Source organism: Moorena producens 3L, assembly GCF_000211815.1.
In the GTDB taxonomy this organism is placed as follows: domain Bacteria; phylum Cyanobacteriota; class Cyanobacteriia; order Cyanobacteriales; family Coleofasciculaceae; genus Moorena; species Moorena producens.
Genome location: NZ_GL890823.1, coordinates 123,464 through 145,055, shown reverse-complemented (window position 1 = coordinate 145,055; position 21,592 = coordinate 123,464). Strand labels below are relative to the sequence as shown.

Below are 21,592 nucleotides of genomic sequence, written 5' to 3'. Positions count from 1 at the left end.
AATAATCTCAGCCAAAGACTGAAACTTTTATTTAATCAAGGTTTTAAGTTTTTTTGAATAACTAAAAAATTAAATCACAATGGGTTGAATAAAGCCCTATCAAGCTTTAATTTACTGCTTTATTAAAGTCTAAAAAAATAGTAATATAGCATTTTAAAATAGATCATCAAATAATCGGATCTATTTCCTACTATTCCCTATTTACTGCTCCCTGCTCCCTGCTCCCTGCTCCCTGCTCTCTAAAAACCAGGGAGGGCGAAATTACCTAAACCAATTGACAACTGCTGTCAAATGCTATATTACTCCAATGTCTTCAATACAACATCGAAAATCAAAACTCAAACAATTTTACAAGTGGCGGCTTTCTTATCTCTATGATTTGCTACGAGAGCTAGTTAATCGGGAGATGAAGCTACTCTACAAACGGTCAGTTTTGGGAGTAGCTTGGATGCTGCTTAATCCACTACTCCAGCTAGCTGTATTTTCCTTTGTTTTCCGTTTTGTATTGTCGGTTGATATTCCTCAATATACCTCCTTTGCATTTTCTGGTTTGTTGGTATGGACATGGTTTAACACGTCTCTTTTTCAAGCCACTGGGGTGATTATTAGTAATCGCCCCCTGATCCGACAACCGGGTTTTCCCAACGCTATCTTACCGGTGGTTACCGTAACAACAGGTCTGATTCACTTTATTCTAGCCCTGCCAATATTAGTTATCTTTCTGTTAATCGATGGTGTTCAGCTACAGCCAGTAATTATACTGTTACCAATCCTACAAGCTCTACAGTTTTCCGTTACCATTAGTTTAGCCTATATACTAGCTGGGCTTAATGTAATATTTCGCGACACCCAGCATACTATCGGTGTACTTCTACAGCTGTTTTTTTATCTCACACCTATTTTTTATGAAATTACTAATGTGCCCAAAAATTACCAGTTTTTCTATTACCTTAACCCGATGGTGCATCTGGTTACCGCCTATCGCGCTGTACTAATTAAAGGAACACCACCGGATTGGATAGCTCTGCTAGTTATGGCTTTGGTCACGGCAGTGTTTTTACCTATCGGTCTTCAAATTTTCCGGTGGCAGAGCGATCGCTTTGTGGAGGAATTATAGATGGTTGATGCAATTATTGTTCAAGGACTCGGTAAACGCTTTAACTACTATCATCCTGAGCGACCGCTTACTATTATGGAGGCGGCGCTGTCGGGTTTTCGGCATATTATGGCAGCGGAAGGGTTTTGGGCGTTGCGGAATATTACGTTCAAGGTTTCCCCAGGCCAAATGCTAGGCATTCTCGGTCACAATGGAGCAGGTAAATCAACGTTATTGCGCTTGATTGGTGGGGTTGGAAAACCGGATGAAGGGAAGGTTAGGGTTAATGGCTCCATTGGAGCGCTGCTGGATTTGGGGGCTGGTTTCCATCCAGATTTGACTGGGCGAGAAAACGCTTTTGTTAGTGGTGTTGTAGCAGGTCTTACTCGTCAAGAGGTGGGGCGGCGTTTTGATGAAATCGTGACGTTTGCTGAACTTGAGCAGTTTATCGATAACCCAGTCCGCACTTATAGTACAGGGATGCAGATGCGGCTGGCGTTTTCGGTGGCTGTACACACAGACCCAGATGTGATGCTAGTTGATGAGTTTCTGTCCGTTGGGGATTTGGCATTTCAGGCTAAGTGCTTGGAACGAATTGCTCAGTTGAAAGAGTCTGGCTGTGCTATTGTCCTAATTTCTCACAGTAGCGAGCAAATTGAGCAACTTTGCGATCGCGCTTTGTGGCTACAACAAGGACAAATCATGGCTTACGGTGAGCCAAAAGTGGTAGCAGGACAGTATGTCAATCAAATGCGATCGCAAACCCAGCAACCTACTCCCAACAGACCTGCCCAACTGACTAGGTCTGGTGTGGAACTGCGAATGAATGAAAACCGGTTTGGCTCTCTAGAAGTAGAAATTACCGATGTGCTGCTGTTACCTAGCTTAGAGATTAATAGTGGTGATTCCTTGGCCATTGACATTGAGTACTTGTCACTTCAACCAATTGATGGACTAATTTTTAGTGTCATCATTAGCACTGAAGATGGTCAAATCTGTCTTGAGACTAACACAACTACCATGGGAGCATCCTTACCAGGTATTAAAGGTAAAGGAAAAATAAAACTCCATCTATCCCGCTTAGATTTAAACGGTGGTAAGTATTTTGTTGATGTTGGGGTTTATGAACCGAATCGGGCTTATACCTATGACTACCATTGGCATGTGTATCAGCTTTTAGTGCGTTCAAAAGATAGCGAAAAAGGTATTATTAGCCCACCGCTTCGTTGGGATGTTGTTGAAGGTTGAAAGTTGGTTGAAGGTTTAAATTTGGTTGAAGGTTGAATGTTGGTTGAAGGTTGAATGTTGGTTGAAGGTTGAATGTTGGTTGAAGGTTGAATGTTGGGTGAAGGTTGAAGGTTGGGTAAAAGTTGAATGTTGAATGTTGTTCGCCTTTGGCGTTCGGTGAAGGGTAGGTTTAATGTTGCTTGATTGTTGACTGAGGAACAGGTAATAGGCAACAGGTAACAGATTTAGCTTTACGATTCCCGATTCCCGATTCCCGATTCCCGATTCCCGATTCCCGATTCCCGATTCCCGATTCCCGATTCCCGATTCCCGATTCCCGATTCCCGATTCCCGATTCCCGATTCCCGATTCCCGATTCCCGATTCCCGATTCCCGATTCCCGATTCCCGATTCCCGATTCCCGATTCCCGATTCCCTTTGAGCAAAAATTTATCAAATCTAAAACTATTGAAAAAAATAGTATATAGATTATTAAAGCTGATTCAATCAATAAGTTTAGCTATCTTGATTCTTAGTGTTTCTGTACTGCCCGTATTTGCTCAGGAATCCTTGAATGTATCTAATCAGGATTTGCCTATGGTATCTACAGCCAATGATTCCCAGTTAGAACTAACTAAATTCCAGGATATAGAAAAATTTAGTGACGACTTTTTTGTCAATCAAATGGCAGAAAATCATATTCCTGGTGCCGTATTCACCTTAGTAAAAGATGACAAGATTCTCTTCTCGAAAGGCTACGGCTACGCTAACCTTGAGGATAAGATACCGGTTATTCCTAACAAAACTCTGTTTCGTGTAGGCTCTGTATCTAAACTAGTTACCTCTACAGCAGTAATGCAACTAGTCGAGCAAGGTAAGCTTAAGCTACATGAAGATATTAACCAGTATCTTAAGTAATTTCAAATTAAGACTGATAAATTTAAGCCAATTACAGTTGATCATCTCTTAACTCATACTGATGGATTCGATGTAGCTTGGGTGATTGGCGGAGCCACTCGTTGCCAGTCTAAGCTGCTATCCTTAGAAAAATTTCTCACAGAAAATTTACCAGAGCGAGTGCGACCACCAGGTCAATTATATGTTTATGGTGATGTAGGATTAGCATTGGCAGGTTACTTAGTAGAAGTGGTTGCTGGAATTCCTTTCAGTGAATATATTGACCAAACTATCCTACAACCTTTGGATATGAGTCAAAGTAGTTTTCAGCAACCATTACCGTATCAGCTGGCAGCTAACTTAGCTGTAGGATATCGGTACAAAAATGGCAATTATCTAAAGCAAGCCTTTACCTGTAATAAAAGTGTTCCTACTACAGCTTTAACTACTACTGCTGAAGACATGGCCCACTTTATGATTGCTCATTTACAGGGAGGTCGTTATCGTAAACAGCGTATCCTGAATGATACTACAGTAAAGGATATGCACCACCAACACTATACTAATTTTCCGAACATTCCTCAATCGGCAGGATCTACTTATGGTTTTTTTGAGCGCTTTGTGAATAATCAACGGATAATTGAGCATGGCGGTAGCATGTCAGGGTATACTAATCTGGTGTTTTTAATCCCAGAACAAAAGTTAGGTTTCTATATTGCTTACAATCGTAACAGTCTTAATGAGAATTTGCGAGACGACTTGGTTGAACAGTTTTTAGATCGTTATTATCCTGTACAGTAGACCATTACCTCACCTACTGAAACGATTATTAAACCTATCCCTGAAGCTAGCTCTAAAGCTAGCCCTCAAGCTAATAGTACCCAGCATTATAAACAGCAATATCAACAGCAATATCAACAAATTAATGGCGGCTATCGCTTCATTCGATATCCTCGAAACTCCCTGGTTAAACTAGCCATGGTTTTGCTGGAATCTGGACGATTATTTACTATTAAAACTAATCCAGACCGCACCTTAACTGTATTTCCAGGAGGAAGTAAATGGGAGGAATTTGAGCCACTCCTATTTCGCTATCCTGACAGCAATATGTATATAAGTTTTCGGAAAGATAGTCAGGGTAAAATTACTGCTATGTCTTTGAGTAGTCATGTCCATTTAACCTATGAAAAGTTAGCCTGGTACGAAACTCTTGTTTTACAGGTTGGACTGGTAGGATTTTGTGTGCTAATCTTCCTATGGGGATGTTTGGTTTGGCTAATTAGACCATTAATTAGCCGCAAAAATCAAAGCTTATCTCTAGTTTCACGACATACTCGTCTGGTGGAGTTGATCATTGGTCTGATTAGTATCTTGAATTTATGCTTTTTCAGCGGGATGGGGATAGCTATTAGTATAATAGATTTCTGGGAATTTTTCTTCGGAATCCCCCCTGTGATGATTGCGTTACTTTATCTACCCATTGTCACCACAGGCTTGACTACTGTAGTATCGATTATTGGTTTACTGGCTTGGAGAGACAAAAATTGGTCTTGGATCAGACGAGGGTATTATTGTTTGAGTATGCTAGCGGCATGGCTATTTATCTGGCTCCTAAATTATTGGAATTTATTAGGATTTAAATTTTAATTTTTGTGATTAGATAAGGGGCAGCAGATAATGGGGTTTTAGTAAAACCAATTCATTCCCAATTCAATAATGACCTTGAAGTTGATTTCAATGTCAATTTAATCAAGAATCAGAAAGCTAAGATTAATGCGATCGCATTTATTCGTGCGCCTCAGATTAATGCGATCGCTTTTATTGTATTGTGTGTATTGTGCTCAAGTTGACCTTGCCGATCCTGCCAGGCTTAGCAATCCATCACCACTTAGACCTAGGAACTAGCGCCAGCTTTATGGTCTGGGAAATTGGTCAGGTTTAAACCCCTCCTAACACACTGCCCATAGCACGAACCATATTCTGGGGCTGAAACGCATCCATAGCCGCCGTAGGCTCATACCCACAATGGACCATACAATCGGCACACTTAGGATTACCACTAGCGCGACCATACTGATCCCAATTCGTTTCCTCCAGCAATTCCTTAAAAGTGGAATAATGCCCTTCATTTAACAAATAGCAAGGCTTTTGCCACCCCAAAACACTGTAACTAGGACTTCCCCAAGGGCTACACTCGTAATCTTTCTCCCCGATCAGGAAATCCAAAAATAAAGGATTATGGTTAAAATTCCAGGTTTTCTTCCCAGCCTTCAAAGGCGCTAAAATTTCCCGGAACATCGCCTTAGTCTGTTCCCGCTTCAGGAAATGCTCCTGATCTGGTGCCCATTCATAACTATATCCAGGAGAAACCATCATGCCATCAATACCTAACATGGCCAAGAAATCAAAGAACTCCTGGATTTCCTTAGGATCAGTTCCCTCAAACACCGTCGTGTTAGTAGTCACACGAAATCCCCTAGCTTTAGCCGCTCGAATTGCCTGCACCACCTTATCAAATACCCCCTGACGGTCCACACACTGATCATGCCGTTCCCGTAAGCCATCCAAGTGAACGCTGAAAGTCAGGTAAGGGGAAGGTTGGAACTTATCCAGAGACTTCTCTAACAACAACCCATTGGTACAGAGATAGACATACTTTCGCCATGCCACTAAACCCTTGACAATTTCGTCAATTTGTGGATGAAGCAGAGGTTCTCCCCCCGGAATAGAAACCACAGGAACACCACACTCTTTCACCGCAGCAAAGCACTCTTCAGGAGTTAGCTGGCGCTTGAGTATTTCCGTAGGATGCTGGATTTTGCCACAACCGGAACAAGCTAGATTACAGCGGAACAGAGGTTCCAACATCAGCACCAGGGGAAAGCGTTTACGACCCAAAAGACGCTGGGTAACAATATACTTTCCGACATCAAGGGCTTGTTGTAATTGAATTGCCATAATTGTCCTCACACCATATAATTAACGCTAATCATTGAGGGTAATCATGATTACCCTACAGCTTGAACTATGATCAGCCTCGCCGATAAATTATACCGAGTTGCATTCAAAGAGAGTGATTGGTTGGATAGGGAGATAGGGAGATAGGGAGATAGGGAGATAGGGAGATAGGGAGATAGGGAGATAGGCGGAAGAGAAAGTTGTACGTTTGACCGCAACTTGGTATTAACAATACTGTTCGCGAATTGCTTAAAATCCTAGATTTCGCCGCAGTTCTCGGTTTCCCTATTTCCTGCCGCCAGCGGTAAGTACCTAGAGATAAATAAACGGAACTGTGTTAACTTTTTTAAAGCTGCCAAAAGTCTATCTATTCCCTGTTCCCTGCTCCCTGCTCCGTTCGCGTAGCGTGGCCTACGGCCTCAGTCCCTGCTCCCTGTTCCCAGATCCGCTGTTCCCTTACCTCAACCAATCAACAGCATCCTTGAGGGCTTTCCTAATCGAAGATTGGGGTAACCCTAACTCTCTCACCGCTTTCGAGGCATCGTAATACATTGGGTGTTGTGCCATACGCACCCCATTGAGCGGAATAGAAGGGGTTTTCCCGAAAGCAGTCAACACGCACTCATCAATCCAAGCCATACTCAGCGGTAGCCAGACCGGAACAGTTTTTTGAGGCGCACTCAATCCAGTAATGTCCGCAAGTTGCTCCAATAAGGATTTGAAAGATAGATTTTGGTTACCTAAAATATAGCGATCGCCTTTTTTCCCCCGGTCTAACGCCAACAGGTGACCCTGAGCCACATCCCGCACATCAATAAAATTTAATCCCGTATCCAAATAAAATGGCATTTTCTGCTGTAAGAAGCGCACAATGATTTCTCCGGTAGGAGTTGGCTTAATATCCATCGGACCAATGGGAGCGCTAGGATTAACAATCACCACATCTTGACCAGATTCAGCTGCCTTGATTGCTTCCCGTTCAGCAAAAAACTTAGATTTTTTATAGTCACCCACCAATTTCTCTACAGGACTCTGATGGGTTTCATCCACAATTTCCCCAGGTTTACCCACACCAATAGCCGCTACTGAACTGGTGTAAACAGTGCGTTCAATCCCAGCTTTACCAGCACTTTGTAGCACATTACGGGTTCCCTCGACATTGTTACGATAGAGTAAATCTCGATCCGCTTGCCACAGGGAATAATGGGCAGCGACATGAAATAATACCTGACATCCCTGCATCAGTTGGGACAAACCTGGATCGTTTAAGTCACCGATAACGACTTCTATATCTAGACCCTGGAGGTTATCGAGTTGGCTAGTAGGGCGCACCAGAGCTCGCACGGAGTATCCTGCTTCAAGTAGCGATCGCACAACATGAGCACCGATAAACCCTGTTCCTCCAGTGACGAAAGCTTTGATTGCCATTGACGCACGCTCCTCTGTTTCCCAATTCCTTATTGCTTATAGCACTACCAATTAAGGTGTTTGACATTTCTAAACTCTGAAACTTAGTCATAGCTTACTTCTGACTTCTGACTTCTGACTTCTGACTTGCGCGTAGCGCTATACCAGAAAATAATCCTACCCAGCAATCTTCCAGCAGACTATACAATACTGGTACAACAATCAAACTCAACAACGTAGACGTAAGCAATCCACCAATAATTGCCACAGCCATCGGTTGTCGCAATTCTGCTCCTGCACCAAATCCCAATGCCAAGGGCAACATCCCCAAAATTGTCGAAGCAGTAGTCATTATAATCGGTCGCAAACGCACCACTCCCGTTTCCAGAATTGCTTCAGTGCGACTTAAACCACCTCGACGAAGTTGGTTAACATAATCCATCAGCAAAAGCGCATTTTTGTCAAGTAGTCCCAGCAAAAAAATTAGACCAATCAGAGAAATCATGCCAAAATCACTCTGGGTGATCAGAAGTGCCAGCATTGCTCCCACAATAGATAAGGGCAACGACAAGCCCACCACCATCGGTTCTAACAATCGGCCAAAAGGCAAAATTAGCACTAACAGCATACAGGTAACAGACAAGGTCAAGGTGCCAGCAAAACTCCCCAGCACATGACTACTCAGAGCCGAATCCCCCCACAGTTGTAACCTCACACCATCGGGTAAAACCAATTTGGCCACCTTTACCACCTCCTCAGTCGCATCTCCCAACCTGTGACCCTGGTTAAGGCTAGCGCGAACATAAACTCCTCGCTGACCATTAACATGCTCAATCTCAGTAATCCTATTGCCTCGATTATTCTGACCTGTTGCCTCTACATCCACTAATCCTGGTAATGTCTCAATCCGATTTTTGAGATCCGCAGCACTATTGCCTAACACCTCTAAATCATCACCCAATAAAGCAACTTGAACCGGTTTTTGAGTAGGTAGTTCAATAAACTGAATATCTTCAACACTAGTAGTTACACCAGAGATCTTCGGCAAAGCAGCCCGCATTTTTTCCTGAACCTGAGCAGTAGTATATTGGCGATTACGTTTAAGTTTGACCTGAAGGTTACCTTTGTTCGGCTCACCCTGTACCCCCACAACTGTATAGACCGATTCCACCTCTGGGAAAGCCAGCACCGCTTCTTCCAACTGCTTAGCCACCTGCTCAGATTGGTTCAGTACTAATTTCATCCCACTTTGAATCGCAAATAGACCATTAAACCCGGAATTTGATAGTTTTGGTTTTGATAGTTGTGGTTTTAGCTGCTCCCTAAGGTCTGGATTAGTATCTGAATTAGTATCTGAATTACTTAATGGCTTTGACTCCTGACTATTAGTATCAAACCCTCCCAAATTCAGAATCTTATTAATTAAATCACCAAATTGAGAGGCACTAGGCATCTGAGGCAACGGTGCTGTATAGGTAATCATAAATTCCCCTCGGTCTAGGGTAGGAATAAACCCCTGAGGAATTAGGGGAATCAGAGAAATCCCAGCCACCAAGCTCAATACCGCTAATGCTACTACAAATTTCCGATTCCCTAGGGACCAGCGCAGCAAATCAGGATACTTAGGATTAGACCTCAACCAAAAGTCGAAAACTACTGTCGATAATTTTTCCCTGTTTACTGTTCCCTGTTCCCTTTTCCCCTGCCTAGGTTTAAGCCAATAAACCGCAAGCACTGGGCATAAGGTTCGAGCAACTAGCAAAGAGGTAAGAACTGCTGCCGAAACCGTCAGACCAAAGGGTTTAAAGAACTGTCCTAAGTTACCACCCATTAAACCAACCGGTAGAAATACCGCCACAATGGTCAAAGTAGAAGCAGAAACCGTCAGACCAATTTCATTAGTAGCAGAAAGAGCAGCTTGTCGAGGAGACTCCCCAGCCTCCAAGTGCCGAGAAATGTTCTCGACTTCTACAATCGCATCATCAATGATAATCCCAATTACCAGAGCCAAAGCTAGTAGAGTAATGGTTTCGAGATTGAACCCATAGATAGCCATCACTATAGCGGTTCCCAGTAGGGAAATTGGAATTGCCAAGGCAGTAATTAGGGTGGCACGCCAGTTGCGCAAGAAAGTAAAAATTACCAACACTGCCAGAACAATTGCCAGTACTAAACCATCAATAGTAGATTGAGTCGCTTCCCGGATATAGTTAGCTTGAGTCACTGCTAAGACTAACTGCACCCCTGGCAAACTACCTTGTAGCCTTTGCACTGTTTCCTCTACCCGACTAACCACATCTAAGGTGTTAGCATCACCCCCTTTGATCACCTGAAAAGCCAAAGCTTCCTGTCCATTGAAGCGAATCCGAGTTGGGGTAACGGGTATGGGAGATTCGGGAGTATCTTGCCGCTGTTCCTCCTTAATAATTTCTGGTGCTTGTTTGGTCAAGTCTGAGCCAGAATTGAGAGCCGTAAAGGTAGTTTCCCCCCCTCCCAACAAATTGACTTTCAGAACTCCTGGAAGTTGAGCAATCTCTGGTAAAACACTAGTCTTAGCAATCTCAGCTAATTCCTTCAGGTCTTTAGTATCACTCTTGATGGTGTAGCTAACTGCAGAGGATTCGTTCAAATTGAAGGGAATGACCTGAAAGGTTGCACCTTCAGGAAGAGCAATTTGCCACAGTGTCTTTTCAACCTCCATTGAAGAGGAGTTGAGATCGGTTCCGACATGGAAATAGAGGGTAACTACTGTTCGACCAGGGTAGGTTGAGGAAACCATCTGATCGAGTCCTGCCAAAGGGAAAAGCCTTTCCTCAATCGGTTGAGTCAGTTTCTGCTCAGTTTCCAGGGCAGTCTCCAATGGCACTTGAGCATTGACCACCACCACCGGAAACGTAATATCTGGGAATAGGGCATACTTAAGGGAACTGAACGCCAAAAGCCCAGCCACAACCATTGCGATCCAAAAACCTATGGTTACTCGGGAATACTTAATGGCTAACCGGGAAATATTGAACCGCTTTCGTAAGGCATTGAGGGAACTCAACTTGACCATTCAAGACAATTATGTTAATTCACTGTTCCCCTAGGATATACTTTTAGCGATCGGCGATAAGATCGGATTAGATTCTCAAGACATGGGATTGACCCAGTAGCGCCACACTTCCCTAAGACACTTGCTAGCAATGGATAAAGCTCTAGACCAAGCGATTGAGTTTTTAACAAGCCCATCGGTGACCCCCCCGACCTCATCAGCTGTAGTCGAGGCACTACTTCAGGCAGAGACAACTGCTAAACGAACCAAACTCAGCCATGGCTATTCACAACTGATCGGAACTTGGCGACTAGGGTTTATTACTGGGACAAAGCGATCGCGCCAACGAGCAGGGGTGATCTTGGGTAGCGGACGATTTCTGCCAAAGTGGATCAAAATTTACCTATCCTACTCCCCATCAGAGTCTTCTCAAGACCAAGGCACGGTTCAAAATGCTGTTCAACTTGGACCGCTTCAAATAGTTCTCACCGGTCCTACGAAGTTTTATCCTAAGACCAATATCTTAGCTTTCGACTTTAGTCAAATCAGGATATCGTTATCTGGTCTAACACTTTATCAAGGTTACATTAAAGGTGGACAAGACCGGGAAACTAGGTTCTATGAGCAACCCTTAAAAGAACAAGCATTCTTCACCTACTTTTTAGTGGAAAACCGTTGCATTGCTGCTAGAGGTCGGGGAGGAGGTTTGGCTATTTGGAGCAAGTAAGCCCTAGCTGAGTTAGATCGGTTCATCAAAGGAACAGGTTTGTGCTATTGCCTGCTGTAATAGCAGACTATACTCTTGCTCATTTACCGTACAGGCACCAAACCGTTCTAGATGAGAATTCATCATCTGAGCATCAAACAGCAAAAAGTTTCGATGACGCAACCGTTCTACTAGCTTAACCATCGCTACCTTCGAGCCCTCCGGAATCCGATAAAACATCGATTCACCAATGAACGCTCCACCAATTACAATGCCCAAAATTCCTCCTGCTAGCTGATTTCCCTGCCAAGTTTCAAAGCTGTAGGCCCATCCAGCCTTATAAAATTGCCAATAAATTTCCTTTAGTTCTGGAGAAATCCAAGTAGTTTCACGGTCAGCACAACCAGTCATTACCCCTAAAAAGTCTCGGTTGATGCTGACACTAAACCGTTCCTGATTTAGGACACGACGCAGAGATTTAGGATAGCGAAACCGATCATCGAGAGGAATTATAGCACGTTTGCGGCTTGAGTACCAGCCTAAATTACCAGTATCATCTGCCATTAGGAAATAGCCTTGAGCATACCCTTGAATTAAGTAATCAATATCGATTTCCATTAACAGAACTGTGTAAGTAAGAACTAAATTAGTTAAGTAGAACTAAACGTAACATACTACCGGTTGAAACTTCTGTGAAAAAAAAATTGGCTTTAAAGAAATGAGGTTTATTACCTAGATAAAGGGGTGTAACTAAGTTAGTTTTAACAAACCCGGTTTTTTGACAAAGTTCTCCCCCGTCTGCCCAATCTTCCCACTCTTCCCCCTATTCCCTTTCCACTTTCCCTTTTCCCCTAATCGTGGCAAGCTGTTGATGATTCAAGGTTGATTGGCAACAAGGGGAGCATGTCACTTATGCAGAACATTTGTACTAAAGCCATAGCTCCCTAATGTGTTTTAGGTTGCTCTGATAGTATAGGGTACCGTTTAGGAATTGTGAGAATTTTTGATGCCATATTCCCAACTCCGTTCGCGTAGCGTGGCCTACGGCCTCAGCTCCCAACTCCGTTCGCGTAGCGTGGCCTACGGCCTCAGCTCCCAACTCCGTTCGCGTAGCGTGGCCTACGGCCTCAGCTCCCTGCTCCCTGTTCCCTATATAGTTCATTTGTTCTGCAAATTTGACCTGCTCCCGGCAACAAGTGCTGTATTGGTTCGGTTCCCCCCTACTGGAGAGATAAAGTCATGGTTACAAATTCTAATGTCAAACAGTTGCTCAAAATTTTAATCGGTGCCGCCTGGATAGACGGTAAAGTTCAGGCAGAGGAACGGGAATATCTGTATAAAGTCGCCAAGGAATATGGAGTTGCTGACGACCCAGAGATTAAACCGTTACTGTATGAACTCAAAGCTGTGTCAGCAGATGAATGCTACAGTTGGGTGGAAGAGTATTTAGGCGATCGCCCTAGTCCAGAAGACTATCAGCGCTTGATTGAAGCCCTCAGTGCTTTAATTTATAGTGATGGGCTGGTAGACACAGAAGAAGCGAAACTTCTGAATCGCTTGCAGTTACTCGACCCCAGCAGTCCATCTCAGCAGTCGAGTAGTCAAAAAGTACTCAAAGCAATTCAAAAAATTTACCGCCGGTGGATTAATAAGCAATTTACTGATTGATTACTGCGTCAGTAGATCAGTGGCTAAGTGCTGGGTAAGTCTTCAAAACTTCAGGACTTACCCAGCAACTCTAGCTCTAGGGTCACCCTGAGCACTCTCCTACTACACTCCACACGGGGTCAACTGGTCACCCCACCCCCTTGGGCTAATGTGACAATTTTTGATCTGGCAAGTGGTTGGCAACTCATGGAATGTTACTAGCGTCAAATTACTCAGATTGTGCCGAAATGATTGTTATTAAACAGGCGTAATCTGGTTTTTTATGCTTATTTTGAGCAAAAAAAACAATTTTATTGAACCTAGGAACATCTAGCATCTGATTGGTTCTATTTAATTAAGAACACATTAATTTAAGAGAATGCCTTCCATGCTTAACCTAAATCATTTTCAATCAGGAACTGCTGCTGTTTTAGCCCTTGGACTCACCGCCACCACCATGGCTCCCCTAGTCGCACCTGCTCCCTCCTTTGCCCAAAGCACTAACTTTATCGATGTTTCATCCAACTACTGGGCAAGTGAGTTTATTGGGGAATTGTCCCAGCGCGGTATTATTGCCGGATTTCCTGATGGCTCCTTCAGACCAAATGCACCAGTGACCCGCGCTCAGTTTGCGGCAATGCTGCGTAAAGCAAATCAAGATTTCAATAAACCCGCGATTCGCGGTGGCAACAGTTTCGTGGATGTTGCTTCCAACTACTGGGCAAATCCTGCCATTCAGGAAGCCTACCAAACCGGATTTCTAAGTGGTTACCCTGGTAATATCTTTAGACCTGAACAAAATATTCCCCGTGAACAAGTTTTAGTTGCCCTTTCTAATGGACTGAATTTCTCTTCCAGCGGTTCTACCTCAGAACTGGTCAGTTTCTACCGCGACGGCAGCCAAATTTCTAACTTTGCCCGTGCTCCCATCGCTGCTGCTACAGAAAATCGTTTGGTGGTTAATTATCCTAACGTTGCCTTTCTCAATCCGACTCGGAATGCAACTCGTGCAGAAGTTGCAGCTTTTATGTACCAAGCGCTGGTGGCAACAGAACAAGCCCCAGTGATTAGCTCCCAATACATTATCGATCCCAATCCAGCACCTGTAGCCTTCACAATTCCTGCAGGTACTTCTATTCCGGTTAAGTACAAAAAAGATAAAATTCTGCTCGCCCAAGAGGAAACTATTCCCCTAACCCTGACAGTGGATTTAAACATTACCACTGCTGATGAGGGCAAGTTGCTGATTCCTGCTGGTAGTGAAGTGGTTGGCGAACTGCGTGCGACAAAAGAGGGAGCTCAGTTTGTAGCTCAGCAGCTGTTGATCAATGGTGAAACCCTATCGTTTAATGCCACCTCTGAGGAAATTACCACCACTGAAACCATTCGCAAGGGTAGCAATCCAGGGAGTATCCTAAAAGATGCAGCAGTTGGTACCGCTGCCGCCGCTGCTATCTCTGCCGTTACCGGTGACCGTGCGATCGCTACAGAAGAAATCTTGATCGGAGTTAGTTCTGGCATCGCTTTAAATATCGGCAAACGTTTATTTGGTAGCAGCAGCGTTGACCTATTTGTGGTTGAACCAGAAACCGACTTACAGCTTACCATCGACTCTGACCTGGTGATTAGCAGTCAGTAACTACATATGTGGACAGTTAACTGTTGAGAGGATGATAGATTAACCAATCACAGCCAACCTCTCAACGTTGACACTCCCCGCCCTAAAAGAGCGAGGATTCTTAGTTCTACGACACGCCTTAAAATTAGCTATCCTGAAAGGCAATACTTAAGCCAAATACCCGTTTAAAAACCAAATATCGAGCCTAATTTAACTAACCCCAGTGGGCTGATCTCCCTAAGCGTTGGGAATTTCCCCGTTTCCGTGTGCCCCACGGTACGTTAAATATTTTGAAACTGTATTTTACTGGTGTTCGGTATCCGTTAAGATCCATGCGTATAGCGAGGTTTTTCGCGCCTCGTGTACTAGCATCGCAAAACGCTCGTTATTAAATAGGGCAGTACCGACGAATCCTGCCTGTGCTAGGCTACACAATTAAATATATTATACATTATTCCTGGAAAAGTCGCCCTAGAAGGGCACCTCAAGTAGCGTGGCCAAAGGCCAGGCTTGAAACCCATATTTTTGGTCAACAACAACTATCTACTGAGGGCTACTGAGCGTAAGTCAACCAAACGATAAAGGTTGTTCCCATCCTTGAGTTATCTTGACCATGACTAATGGATAATTCCCCATTTTCCTCAGTTGATAGTAGTTTGGCAGGACTAAAGACTTCAATATCACCCTGCATGTATGCCATGAGTTCTTTTGCGATCGCTAATCCTAAACCAGTGCCAGGGATAGGACCATTAGCTTGAACTCCCCGATAATGTCGCTCAAACAGATGGTCTAAGTCTTCTGGAGCAATACCTGGACCAGTATCACTAATTGCGATCGCTATAGCATCACCATGATCAAGCCATTGTCCAACACCAACTTGAATATCAATTTTTCCCCCAGCTGGGGTGTACTTCAAAGCATTGTCAATCAAATTACTCAAGACTTCCCGTAAAGCCTTAGGATTCCCTTTCACCAAAGGTAAATCAGGGGCAATAGAGCAATGCAACTCCAAATTAGCCTCTTGAGTAATAGCGTCAGCAGATATAAGCAAGGGTTCTAAGACATCCTTGACCGCAAACAGTTGCAACGGAAGAGTTTTGTCCGTGAGTAGGGGAAATTCCCCTGGGGTGGAGTGTGGTTCGGAGTGACTAGTTGGGTAAATCTCCCCAAGATCATCTGATTCTGGGGATGAGCAAGCCTCAGCCGTAGCTACAGGCAAAGTTAAGGATGCTGTACCGGTTTGGTTCATGTCCAGGCAAGCATCAAACTGTTGCAGCAACTCCTGTAAGCGATCGCTTTCTCGTATAATGCTCGAAGCCACTGGATAGTTTTTATCTCCTGGTACCAGTCGCTTCAGCAGTAGCTTACCAAAGGTTCGTAAGGCCATCAGGGGATTACGAAATTGATGCAGCAGATCATCAAGCATATCCCGTTGTTTTGCCTGTAGACGTCTGTGCTGAGTCAACTGCTGCTCAAACCAACCTTGACGCTGTTCTATGACATATGCGATCGCTAAGGTTCTGGCAATGCTTTCCACACTTGCCTGTTCTGTGTGATTCCAAGGTCTATCATCACGAGCACTCACCAATAACCCCATCACTATCCCTTCATGGATTAGAGGTAAAACAATTTGGTGCTGCTGCTGTAGGGAATTTTCTGTCCAGTCAAAAGAGGTTGAACCCAAATCTTGATCTTGGTTATTTCCCTGAGGGAGTAGCCGAGGTAAGCTGCTGGATAATCGAGGAATCTGATCAATCTCACCTATTTTCTGTGGCAAAACCCAGTCAGGATCACTCATATCCCACACGGTACTTGTTTCCGGATAAACTACCACAGGAATTAGCTTTGCCTGATTTCCCTCAACGAATTCTTCCGTTAAATATACAGCACCACTAGCTGCTCCCAGTCCTTGGGTTAATAAAGCCACTTGGTTTCGACACAGGGAGACAAATTCTGAACTGAATCGAGTGAACATGAGCTATAGATGAGTGATCTGGGTTAATCCTACTCGAAGTTAAGCCACTATCAGCTTCCCTTCTATAAATGTCGAACCCCTTAAACAATTGACTATTATGCTTTAGTCAGCTTTAGTCATAGCGTGATAAGTCATAGCGTGATAAGTCATCAGTCATTAGACCTATGGCAAATATCCGTTACATCCGTTGCCCAATCACCTGATCACCCCATCACCTCATCACCTGATCAGTGTAATGCTCGGATGAGTTTAAGGCTATTTCTTCTAATTATATTTAATTTTATTAATAAATTAAATTTTGTATGAATTTTCCGGAGGTCATCAGGAAACTGAAAATCCCCTAAAGTATTGCTGTCAAAGGTTTCAGCCGGTTTATTTAGTTCTATGACAAGAGCTTGATATTTCTCAAAAGACTCGATATAATTTCCACGGCTTTTGTAACTATCTTTACAATTGCCAGCAAAAAGAGGAGGTAAAAAGGTTGGCAAGAAGACGTAAGCGTAAGAGTCGCCGCCGCCAAGAAGGGCGCAAGATACTTGAGCATGTACCTCAGTACAATCTAGAAAGTGGCGAGTATAAACCGGTTACAGCAGCACGGGCATACATTCGATCACAAGGGATAGTTCCACCTGCCCTACTACTGGTCAAACGTAACGAGCATACCACAGACCGTTATTTCTGGGCAGAAAAAGGGCTCTTCGGTGCCCAATATGTGGAAGAAAATCATTTTCTGTTTCCCAGTTTGCGATTAATCAACTCTCCCTTAAAGAAGGTAGGGGTTGCCGCTCGTAGCCGCTGAAACCTTACTGGTAATATTTATTGAAAGTGCTTTGACTTAGCCCTCCTCAAACTCTTTGGCTTGAGGAGGGCTAAGTATCTTGGTAAATTTACCTATTCTGGAAATTGATCTCGCTGATTATAGTTGGGGAGGATGTCAAACCCTGCTTGCTTACAGCAAGGGTTTTAGTTTCAGAGACTGTTGAAGTTGTATTAGTTCATCGCGATGGCCAGTGACTATAACCAAAGATTGCTCCGCAGTGGCTTGATCCCCAGGGGCTTGGGTAGACGCTGATTCTAATTTCAGAGATACCTGTTCGAGTCGCTCAGCTTTTTTCCAATAAAAAAGGCCCGCAGCGGGAGCTAGTGCCACTAGCCCCAAAAACACCTTAGTCAAAGTCGGAAACAAAATAGAGAGCACTAGAGATAAGCAGACTATACCACAGGCAGCTAAGACGGTTAAAAAGATAGCCAGAAACCAACTCGGTCGGACTATCCCCTGGAACGTGACTTGATTAGTGGCAGCATCCACCGCCGCCACCTGGTAGGCTCTTTGATCAAAATATTGCTTCAACTGATTTAGAAGCGATTCTTCTGTTTCTGGGGAAGCTAACTTGACTTGTTGTATTCGGTCTTTCACAGAGGCTCGAATAAAGAAAAACAAACCTACTGCCAATAAAAGGGTTAGCAAAAGTGTAGAAGCAAGAATAGTTGTATTCACTGAATATTAACGATAAAAATACACATCCTTTGCTACTACTTTACAATTTCTTAGACACACTTTGGTCAGGTTAGCTCCTCGGTACCCACTAGCTAGAGGCTGTAAGATGCTGGTGTGGGTAGATGGCTAGCAGCTAGCACGCCCTGAATTCACCTGAATTCACATCTGGGTAAGACAATGCATCACCTGACTTCTGGGATGCCACCAGGGTTTTCAAAGACAGCACCCTGGAAAAAATTGCTACTTCCCTACCTAACTGACTCAACAACAGACTGGTGGCAGGGAGTCCTTGGCTGAAATTTCCCCACGGTTGTTTCCTCAGCCATATAGTCATGCCAAAAACTGGCCAGTTCTATAGCTTTCTCCTGCCACTCTGGGCAGATTTGATACATCCGGCGTGGGCGTCCTCTTCCTTCTACTTTTTGCCAGTAGGCTGAAATTGCCTGTTTTTCTTCAAGAAACTTCAGTGCACTGTAGAGGACAGTATCTGAAAGTCGATAGGTGGGGTATTCTTGTTCCAGTTGTTGGATCAGTTGTGTTCCATAAGATTCTCCTTGCAACAACACCGATAGCACATAGCATACGGCTAATTCTTTATTGAGATAGTTGGGTGGAGGATCTTGGAAAAAGTTATAGATATCTTCGAATTTCATCTGCATATGTAGTTGGAATTCCCAGTTATTCTAGATGGGATTAGAGGGTTTTCTGGCAAATAATCATGGTTGGAGGCACCCTGGGAAATTCACGCGCGTTTTGCAGTGAGTTTTATTTAAACGACTCACCTTGGTAGGTACATCGCTATCACACTTTATAACTTAAAAATCTCTGGCGTAGGGTTTAAATATCTCCCTAATTTGATGAAAGTTTAATGAATTTTGGACTTAACACACCTAAAAAGTAAAGATCAACTTTAATAATTGCTCGAAACCGTTATCCAAAACTACCGACTATCAAGGGGAACATCGGGAAGGAAGACAAGACAGACGAGTAACACCAATTTCATTGATGCGACCTAGAGAGGATGATCGGGGATGGAAGGATGGGGGCATGGAGGGATTAATATATAGCAATCTTTGTGGGGGTTGGAGTAAGTGGGGGTTAGTGTAACACAAAAGTGAACCATTAATATTGCTCATCTCACATAGGACCCATTCAGGCAGGTTTTGTAGAAAATTAACGGTTCCCACAAGAAGTCCCTCAGGGCTTTATCTGCGATTTAGCTGGGGATGAATTGCGAGTGTCATCAATCCTTGTCACAATAAAGTTGGTTGCTGACCCCCCCGACCTACCACAAGGGTGTTTAGCTTCCAACCCAAGATTAGCCCTACGTCTTTTCGCGTTGCGGAGCGCGTGGTAGGCGGTTCAAAAGTGATTACTCAAGGGACACAGCCCCCATGCGAGAGATACCTGACAGTTCCATCCCACCAGCTCGTCAAAAAATTGCCCTAACCCTACGCAGATTCGGTTGGATTTCCTTCTGGACTCAGTTAATCCTAGGGGTTATTTCTACGCTGATTTTAGTGTTTGCAGGGTTTGCCCTTGCCAGCCCTCAACCTGACAATCAAGGGGGTCAAGGAATCGGCTTCGGTCTTTTTTTCGTAGTTTGTGGACTAGTGGCTTTAGGTATAGGCATTTATTTTGCCTACCGTTACACTGGCATCGCTAGTCGGCTGCTAGCTGCCAATGGGTCAGACATACCAAGCAAAGCTCAAACCCTTCAAACGATTAGGCTGGGCTTGATTGTCAGTTTAGTAGGAATGTTATTGACCATCATTGGCTCATTTGCAGTCATAGGCAGCCTTGTAGCCCTAGCTCTAGCTCAGCAACAAAGTCCAGTTGGGTTGGCTTGTAATGATGTTCCACCGATAGACCTGTTTGTTGTGCAGGCAAACATCAACACTATTTTTGCTAATTTTGTTGGCATAGCCATTTCCCTGTGGCTATTTAATCGAGTCAGTCGCTAGCCAACATACCCCACACCAGCTCACCAGCTCACCAGCCGACTCCCTACTCCCTACTCCCTCGGTGCGCTTGACCCGTAATTAAATTTGCTTGATTGTCGCACCGCTCCCTACTCCCAGGAGAAGTTAATTGCCGTTGGCAAGAAAACTGTGGCAAATTGGTGAAGTTAGATCGATGTTGCTCAGATGAGTACCGATCATGCGATCGCGTCATTTTAGTAAAGAAAATTCGTGCTTGACCTAAAGCAAATTCGGGAAAATCCACAAAAGGTTCAAGAACTACTCGACCGACGTAGTGTCAATCAATATGACCTACAACCTATTCTGGAACTGAATCAGCGTCAGCGGGAGCTGGAAACATCCCGCACCCAGTTGCAGGCTCGTAGTAATGAAATTGGTAAGCTGATTGGTCAAAAAATCAAATCGGGTAGTCCTCCACAAAGCCCAGAAATTCAGTCGCTCAAGGAAGAGGGTAACCAAATCAAAACTAAGTTGAGCGAACTGGAACCCAAAGAAAAAGACCTAAAAGACCAGCTGAACACCCTCTTGCTATCCCTCCCCAACTTGCCCTCCGAATCCACACCGATTGGCAAGAGTGAAGCCGAAAATGTGGAAGTCCATCGCTGGGGTGATGAGTACATTCCCAAGGATTTTCCGATTCTCCCCCATTGGGAAATTGGCGAAAAACTCGGCATTCTTAACTTTGAGCGAGGGGTGAAAATCGCTCAGAGTCGATTTGTGACATTGATCGGGGCTGGTGCTGCTTTGGAACGAGCACTAATCAACTTCATGCTTGACCAGCAAATTGCTGCTGGCTATACCGAAGTGATGCCACCGGTACTAATCAACAGTGAATCCCTAACCGCTACCGGTCAGTTGCCCAAGTTTGCCGAGGACAGCTTCAAGTGTTCTGATGATGATTTGTGGTTAGCACCCACAGCAGAAGTGCCATTGGTGAATCTCTACCGAGACGAAATCCTTGAAGCATCCCAACTTCCCATTAATCTCTGTGCCTTCACCCCCTGCTTTCGCCGGGAAGCGGGTAGCTATGGACGGGATACCCGGGGTCTAATTCGACTACACCAGTTTAATAAAGTTGAGCTAGTGAAAATTGTTGAGCCTAGTACCTCCTCCCAAGAGCATCAGAAACTGCTTAAGAATGCTGAAGCGATCTTGGAAACCTTGAAATTACCCTACCGAACTGTAGAACTGTGTACAGGGGATATCGGTTTCTCAGCCGCTACAACCTATGACCTAGAAGTTTGGCTGCCTTCGCAAAGGACATATCGGGAGATTTCCAGTTGCTCCAATTGCTTTGATTTCCAGGCACGGCGGGGTAGGATTCGCTTCAAAGAGTCCGGCAAAAAAGGCACTCACTTTGTTCATACTCTCAATGGCTCAGGATTGGCAGTGGGGCGTACTATGTCAGGCATTCTGGAAAATTATCAGCAACCGGATGGAACGGTTAAGATCCCAGAGGCTTTACAGCCTTATATGGGGCGAGACGTCTTGTAATACCATCAGCCATAAGCCTAGAACCTAGAACCTAATTGCAATGCCTATACAAT

The 21,592-nt window shown here is 44.2% G+C and carries 18 protein-coding genes and 1 pseudogene; 10 read left to right on the top strand and 9 right to left on the bottom strand.

The window, feature by feature from the left end; genetic code table 11:
* Positions 1-307 precede the first annotated feature (307 nt).
* Positions 308-1,117, top strand: coding sequence for an ABC transporter permease (locus LYNGBM3L_RS02360; protein WP_008178603.1), 810 nt, complete (start codon positions 308-310; stop codon positions 1,115-1,117).
* Positions 1,118-2,344 (top strand): ABC transporter ATP-binding protein, encoded by a 1,227-nt coding sequence (locus LYNGBM3L_RS02355; RefSeq protein WP_008178601.1) that lies wholly within the window; start codon positions 1,118-1,120, stop codon positions 2,342-2,344.
* Between the two features lie 169 nt (positions 2,345-2,513).
* On the opposite strand, the gene LYNGBM3L_RS35750 is transcribed toward LYNGBM3L_RS02355, so the two are convergent.
* Positions 2,514-2,780: a hypothetical protein gene (locus tag LYNGBM3L_RS35750; protein ID WP_081431985.1), complete on the bottom strand. Its 267-nt coding sequence runs from the start codon at positions 2,778-2,780 to the stop codon at positions 2,514-2,516.
* Between the two features lie 140 nt (positions 2,781-2,920).
* Between LYNGBM3L_RS35750 and LYNGBM3L_RS33570 the strand changes: the two are divergent.
* Both LYNGBM3L_RS33570 and LYNGBM3L_RS33565 read left to right on the top strand, forming a co-directional pair.
* Positions 2,921-4,021 (top strand): annotated as a pseudogene (locus tag LYNGBM3L_RS33570) (serine hydrolase domain-containing protein).
* 177 nt (positions 4,022-4,198) lie between these two features.
* Positions 4,199-4,867 carry a hypothetical protein gene (locus LYNGBM3L_RS33565; protein ID WP_008178595.1) on the top strand — a complete coding sequence of 223 codons (669 nt, stop codon included), beginning with the start codon at positions 4,199-4,201 and terminating at the stop codon, positions 4,865-4,867.
* Positions 4,868-5,158: 291 nt separating this feature from the next.
* On the opposite strand, the gene hpnH is transcribed toward LYNGBM3L_RS33565, so the two are convergent.
* The 3 genes from hpnH to LYNGBM3L_RS02335 all read right to left on the bottom strand — a co-directional run bounded on the left by hpnH (position 5,159) and on the right by LYNGBM3L_RS02335 (position 10,640).
* Positions 5,159-6,178: an adenosyl-hopene transferase HpnH gene (gene hpnH, locus LYNGBM3L_RS02345; RefSeq protein ID WP_008178591.1), complete on the bottom strand. Its 1,020-nt coding sequence runs from the start codon at positions 6,176-6,178 to the stop codon at positions 5,159-5,161.
* Positions 6,179-6,634: 456 nt separating this feature from the next.
* On the bottom strand, positions 6,635-7,606 hold the full coding sequence (gene hpnA / locus LYNGBM3L_RS02340) for a hopanoid-associated sugar epimerase (RefSeq protein WP_008178589.1): 972 nt from the start codon (positions 7,604-7,606) through the stop codon (positions 6,635-6,637).
* A 94-nt stretch (positions 7,607-7,700) separates the two neighbouring features.
* Positions 7,701-10,640: an efflux RND transporter permease subunit gene (locus LYNGBM3L_RS02335; RefSeq protein WP_008178587.1), complete on the bottom strand. Its 2,940-nt coding sequence runs from the start codon at positions 10,638-10,640 to the stop codon at positions 7,701-7,703.
* Positions 10,641-10,770: 130 nt separating this feature from the next.
* Here LYNGBM3L_RS02335 and LYNGBM3L_RS02330 point away from each other — a divergent pair, with 130 nt between their 5' ends.
* Entirely contained in the window at positions 10,771-11,346 is a 576-nt protein-coding gene (locus LYNGBM3L_RS02330) for a hypothetical protein (RefSeq protein ID WP_008178586.1), read from the top strand.
* Positions 11,347-11,358: 12 nt separating this feature from the next.
* Here LYNGBM3L_RS02330 and aat read toward each other — a convergent pair whose 3' ends face one another.
* Entirely contained in the window at positions 11,359-11,943 is a 585-nt protein-coding gene (gene aat / locus LYNGBM3L_RS02325; RefSeq protein WP_008178584.1) for a leucyl/phenylalanyl-tRNA--protein transferase, read from the bottom strand.
* Between the two features lie 310 nt (positions 11,944-12,253).
* A complete protein-coding gene (locus LYNGBM3L_RS02320) occupies positions 12,254-12,487 on the bottom strand; it encodes a hypothetical protein (protein WP_008178581.1) in 234 nt (77 codons plus the stop codon).
* A gap of 77 nt (positions 12,488-12,564) precedes the next feature.
* Between LYNGBM3L_RS02320 and LYNGBM3L_RS02315 the strand changes: the two genes are divergently transcribed.
* A complete protein-coding gene (locus LYNGBM3L_RS02315) occupies positions 12,565-12,993 on the top strand; it encodes a tellurite resistance TerB family protein (protein ID WP_008178579.1) in 429 nt (142 codons plus the stop codon).
* A 367-nt stretch (positions 12,994-13,360) separates the two neighbouring features.
* Positions 13,361-14,611, top strand: a complete 1,251-nt coding sequence (locus LYNGBM3L_RS02310; protein WP_008178575.1) for an S-layer homology domain-containing protein — start codon at positions 13,361-13,363, stop codon at positions 14,609-14,611.
* 532 nt (positions 14,612-15,143) lie between these two features.
* On the opposite strand, the gene LYNGBM3L_RS02305 is transcribed toward LYNGBM3L_RS02310, so the two are convergent.
* Positions 15,144-16,565, bottom strand: coding sequence for a GAF domain-containing sensor histidine kinase (locus tag LYNGBM3L_RS02305; protein WP_008178573.1), 1,422 nt, complete (start codon positions 16,563-16,565; stop codon positions 15,144-15,146).
* Between the two features lie 481 nt (positions 16,566-17,046).
* Between LYNGBM3L_RS02305 and LYNGBM3L_RS02300 the strand changes: the two genes are divergently transcribed.
* Complete coding sequence (locus LYNGBM3L_RS02300; protein WP_008178570.1) at positions 17,047-17,364, top strand: DUF3155 domain-containing protein; 318 nt, start codon at positions 17,047-17,049, stop codon at positions 17,362-17,364.
* A 150-nt stretch (positions 17,365-17,514) separates the two neighbouring features.
* Here LYNGBM3L_RS02300 and LYNGBM3L_RS02295 read toward each other — a convergent pair whose 3' ends face one another.
* Both LYNGBM3L_RS02295 and LYNGBM3L_RS02290 read right to left on the bottom strand, forming a co-directional pair.
* Positions 17,515-18,063, bottom strand: coding sequence for a cofactor assembly of complex C subunit B (locus tag LYNGBM3L_RS02295; protein ID WP_008178567.1), 549 nt, complete (start codon positions 18,061-18,063; stop codon positions 17,515-17,517).
* A 248-nt stretch (positions 18,064-18,311) separates the two neighbouring features.
* Entirely contained in the window at positions 18,312-18,716 is a 405-nt protein-coding gene (locus tag LYNGBM3L_RS02290; RefSeq protein ID WP_081431986.1) for a PadR family transcriptional regulator, read from the bottom strand.
* A gap of 741 nt (positions 18,717-19,457) precedes the next feature.
* On the opposite strand from LYNGBM3L_RS02290, the gene LYNGBM3L_RS02285 reads away from it, so the two are divergent.
* Together LYNGBM3L_RS02285 and serS are read left to right on the top strand one after the other, a co-directional pair.
* Complete coding sequence (locus LYNGBM3L_RS02285) at positions 19,458-20,027, top strand: DUF3611 family protein (protein ID WP_008178563.1); 570 nt, start codon at positions 19,458-19,460, stop codon at positions 20,025-20,027.
* Between the two features lie 228 nt (positions 20,028-20,255).
* On the top strand, positions 20,256-21,539 hold the full coding sequence (serS, locus tag LYNGBM3L_RS02280; protein ID WP_008178561.1) for a serine--tRNA ligase: 1,284 nt from the start codon (positions 20,256-20,258) through the stop codon (positions 21,537-21,539).
* The last annotated feature ends 53 nt before the right edge of the window (positions 21,540-21,592 follow it).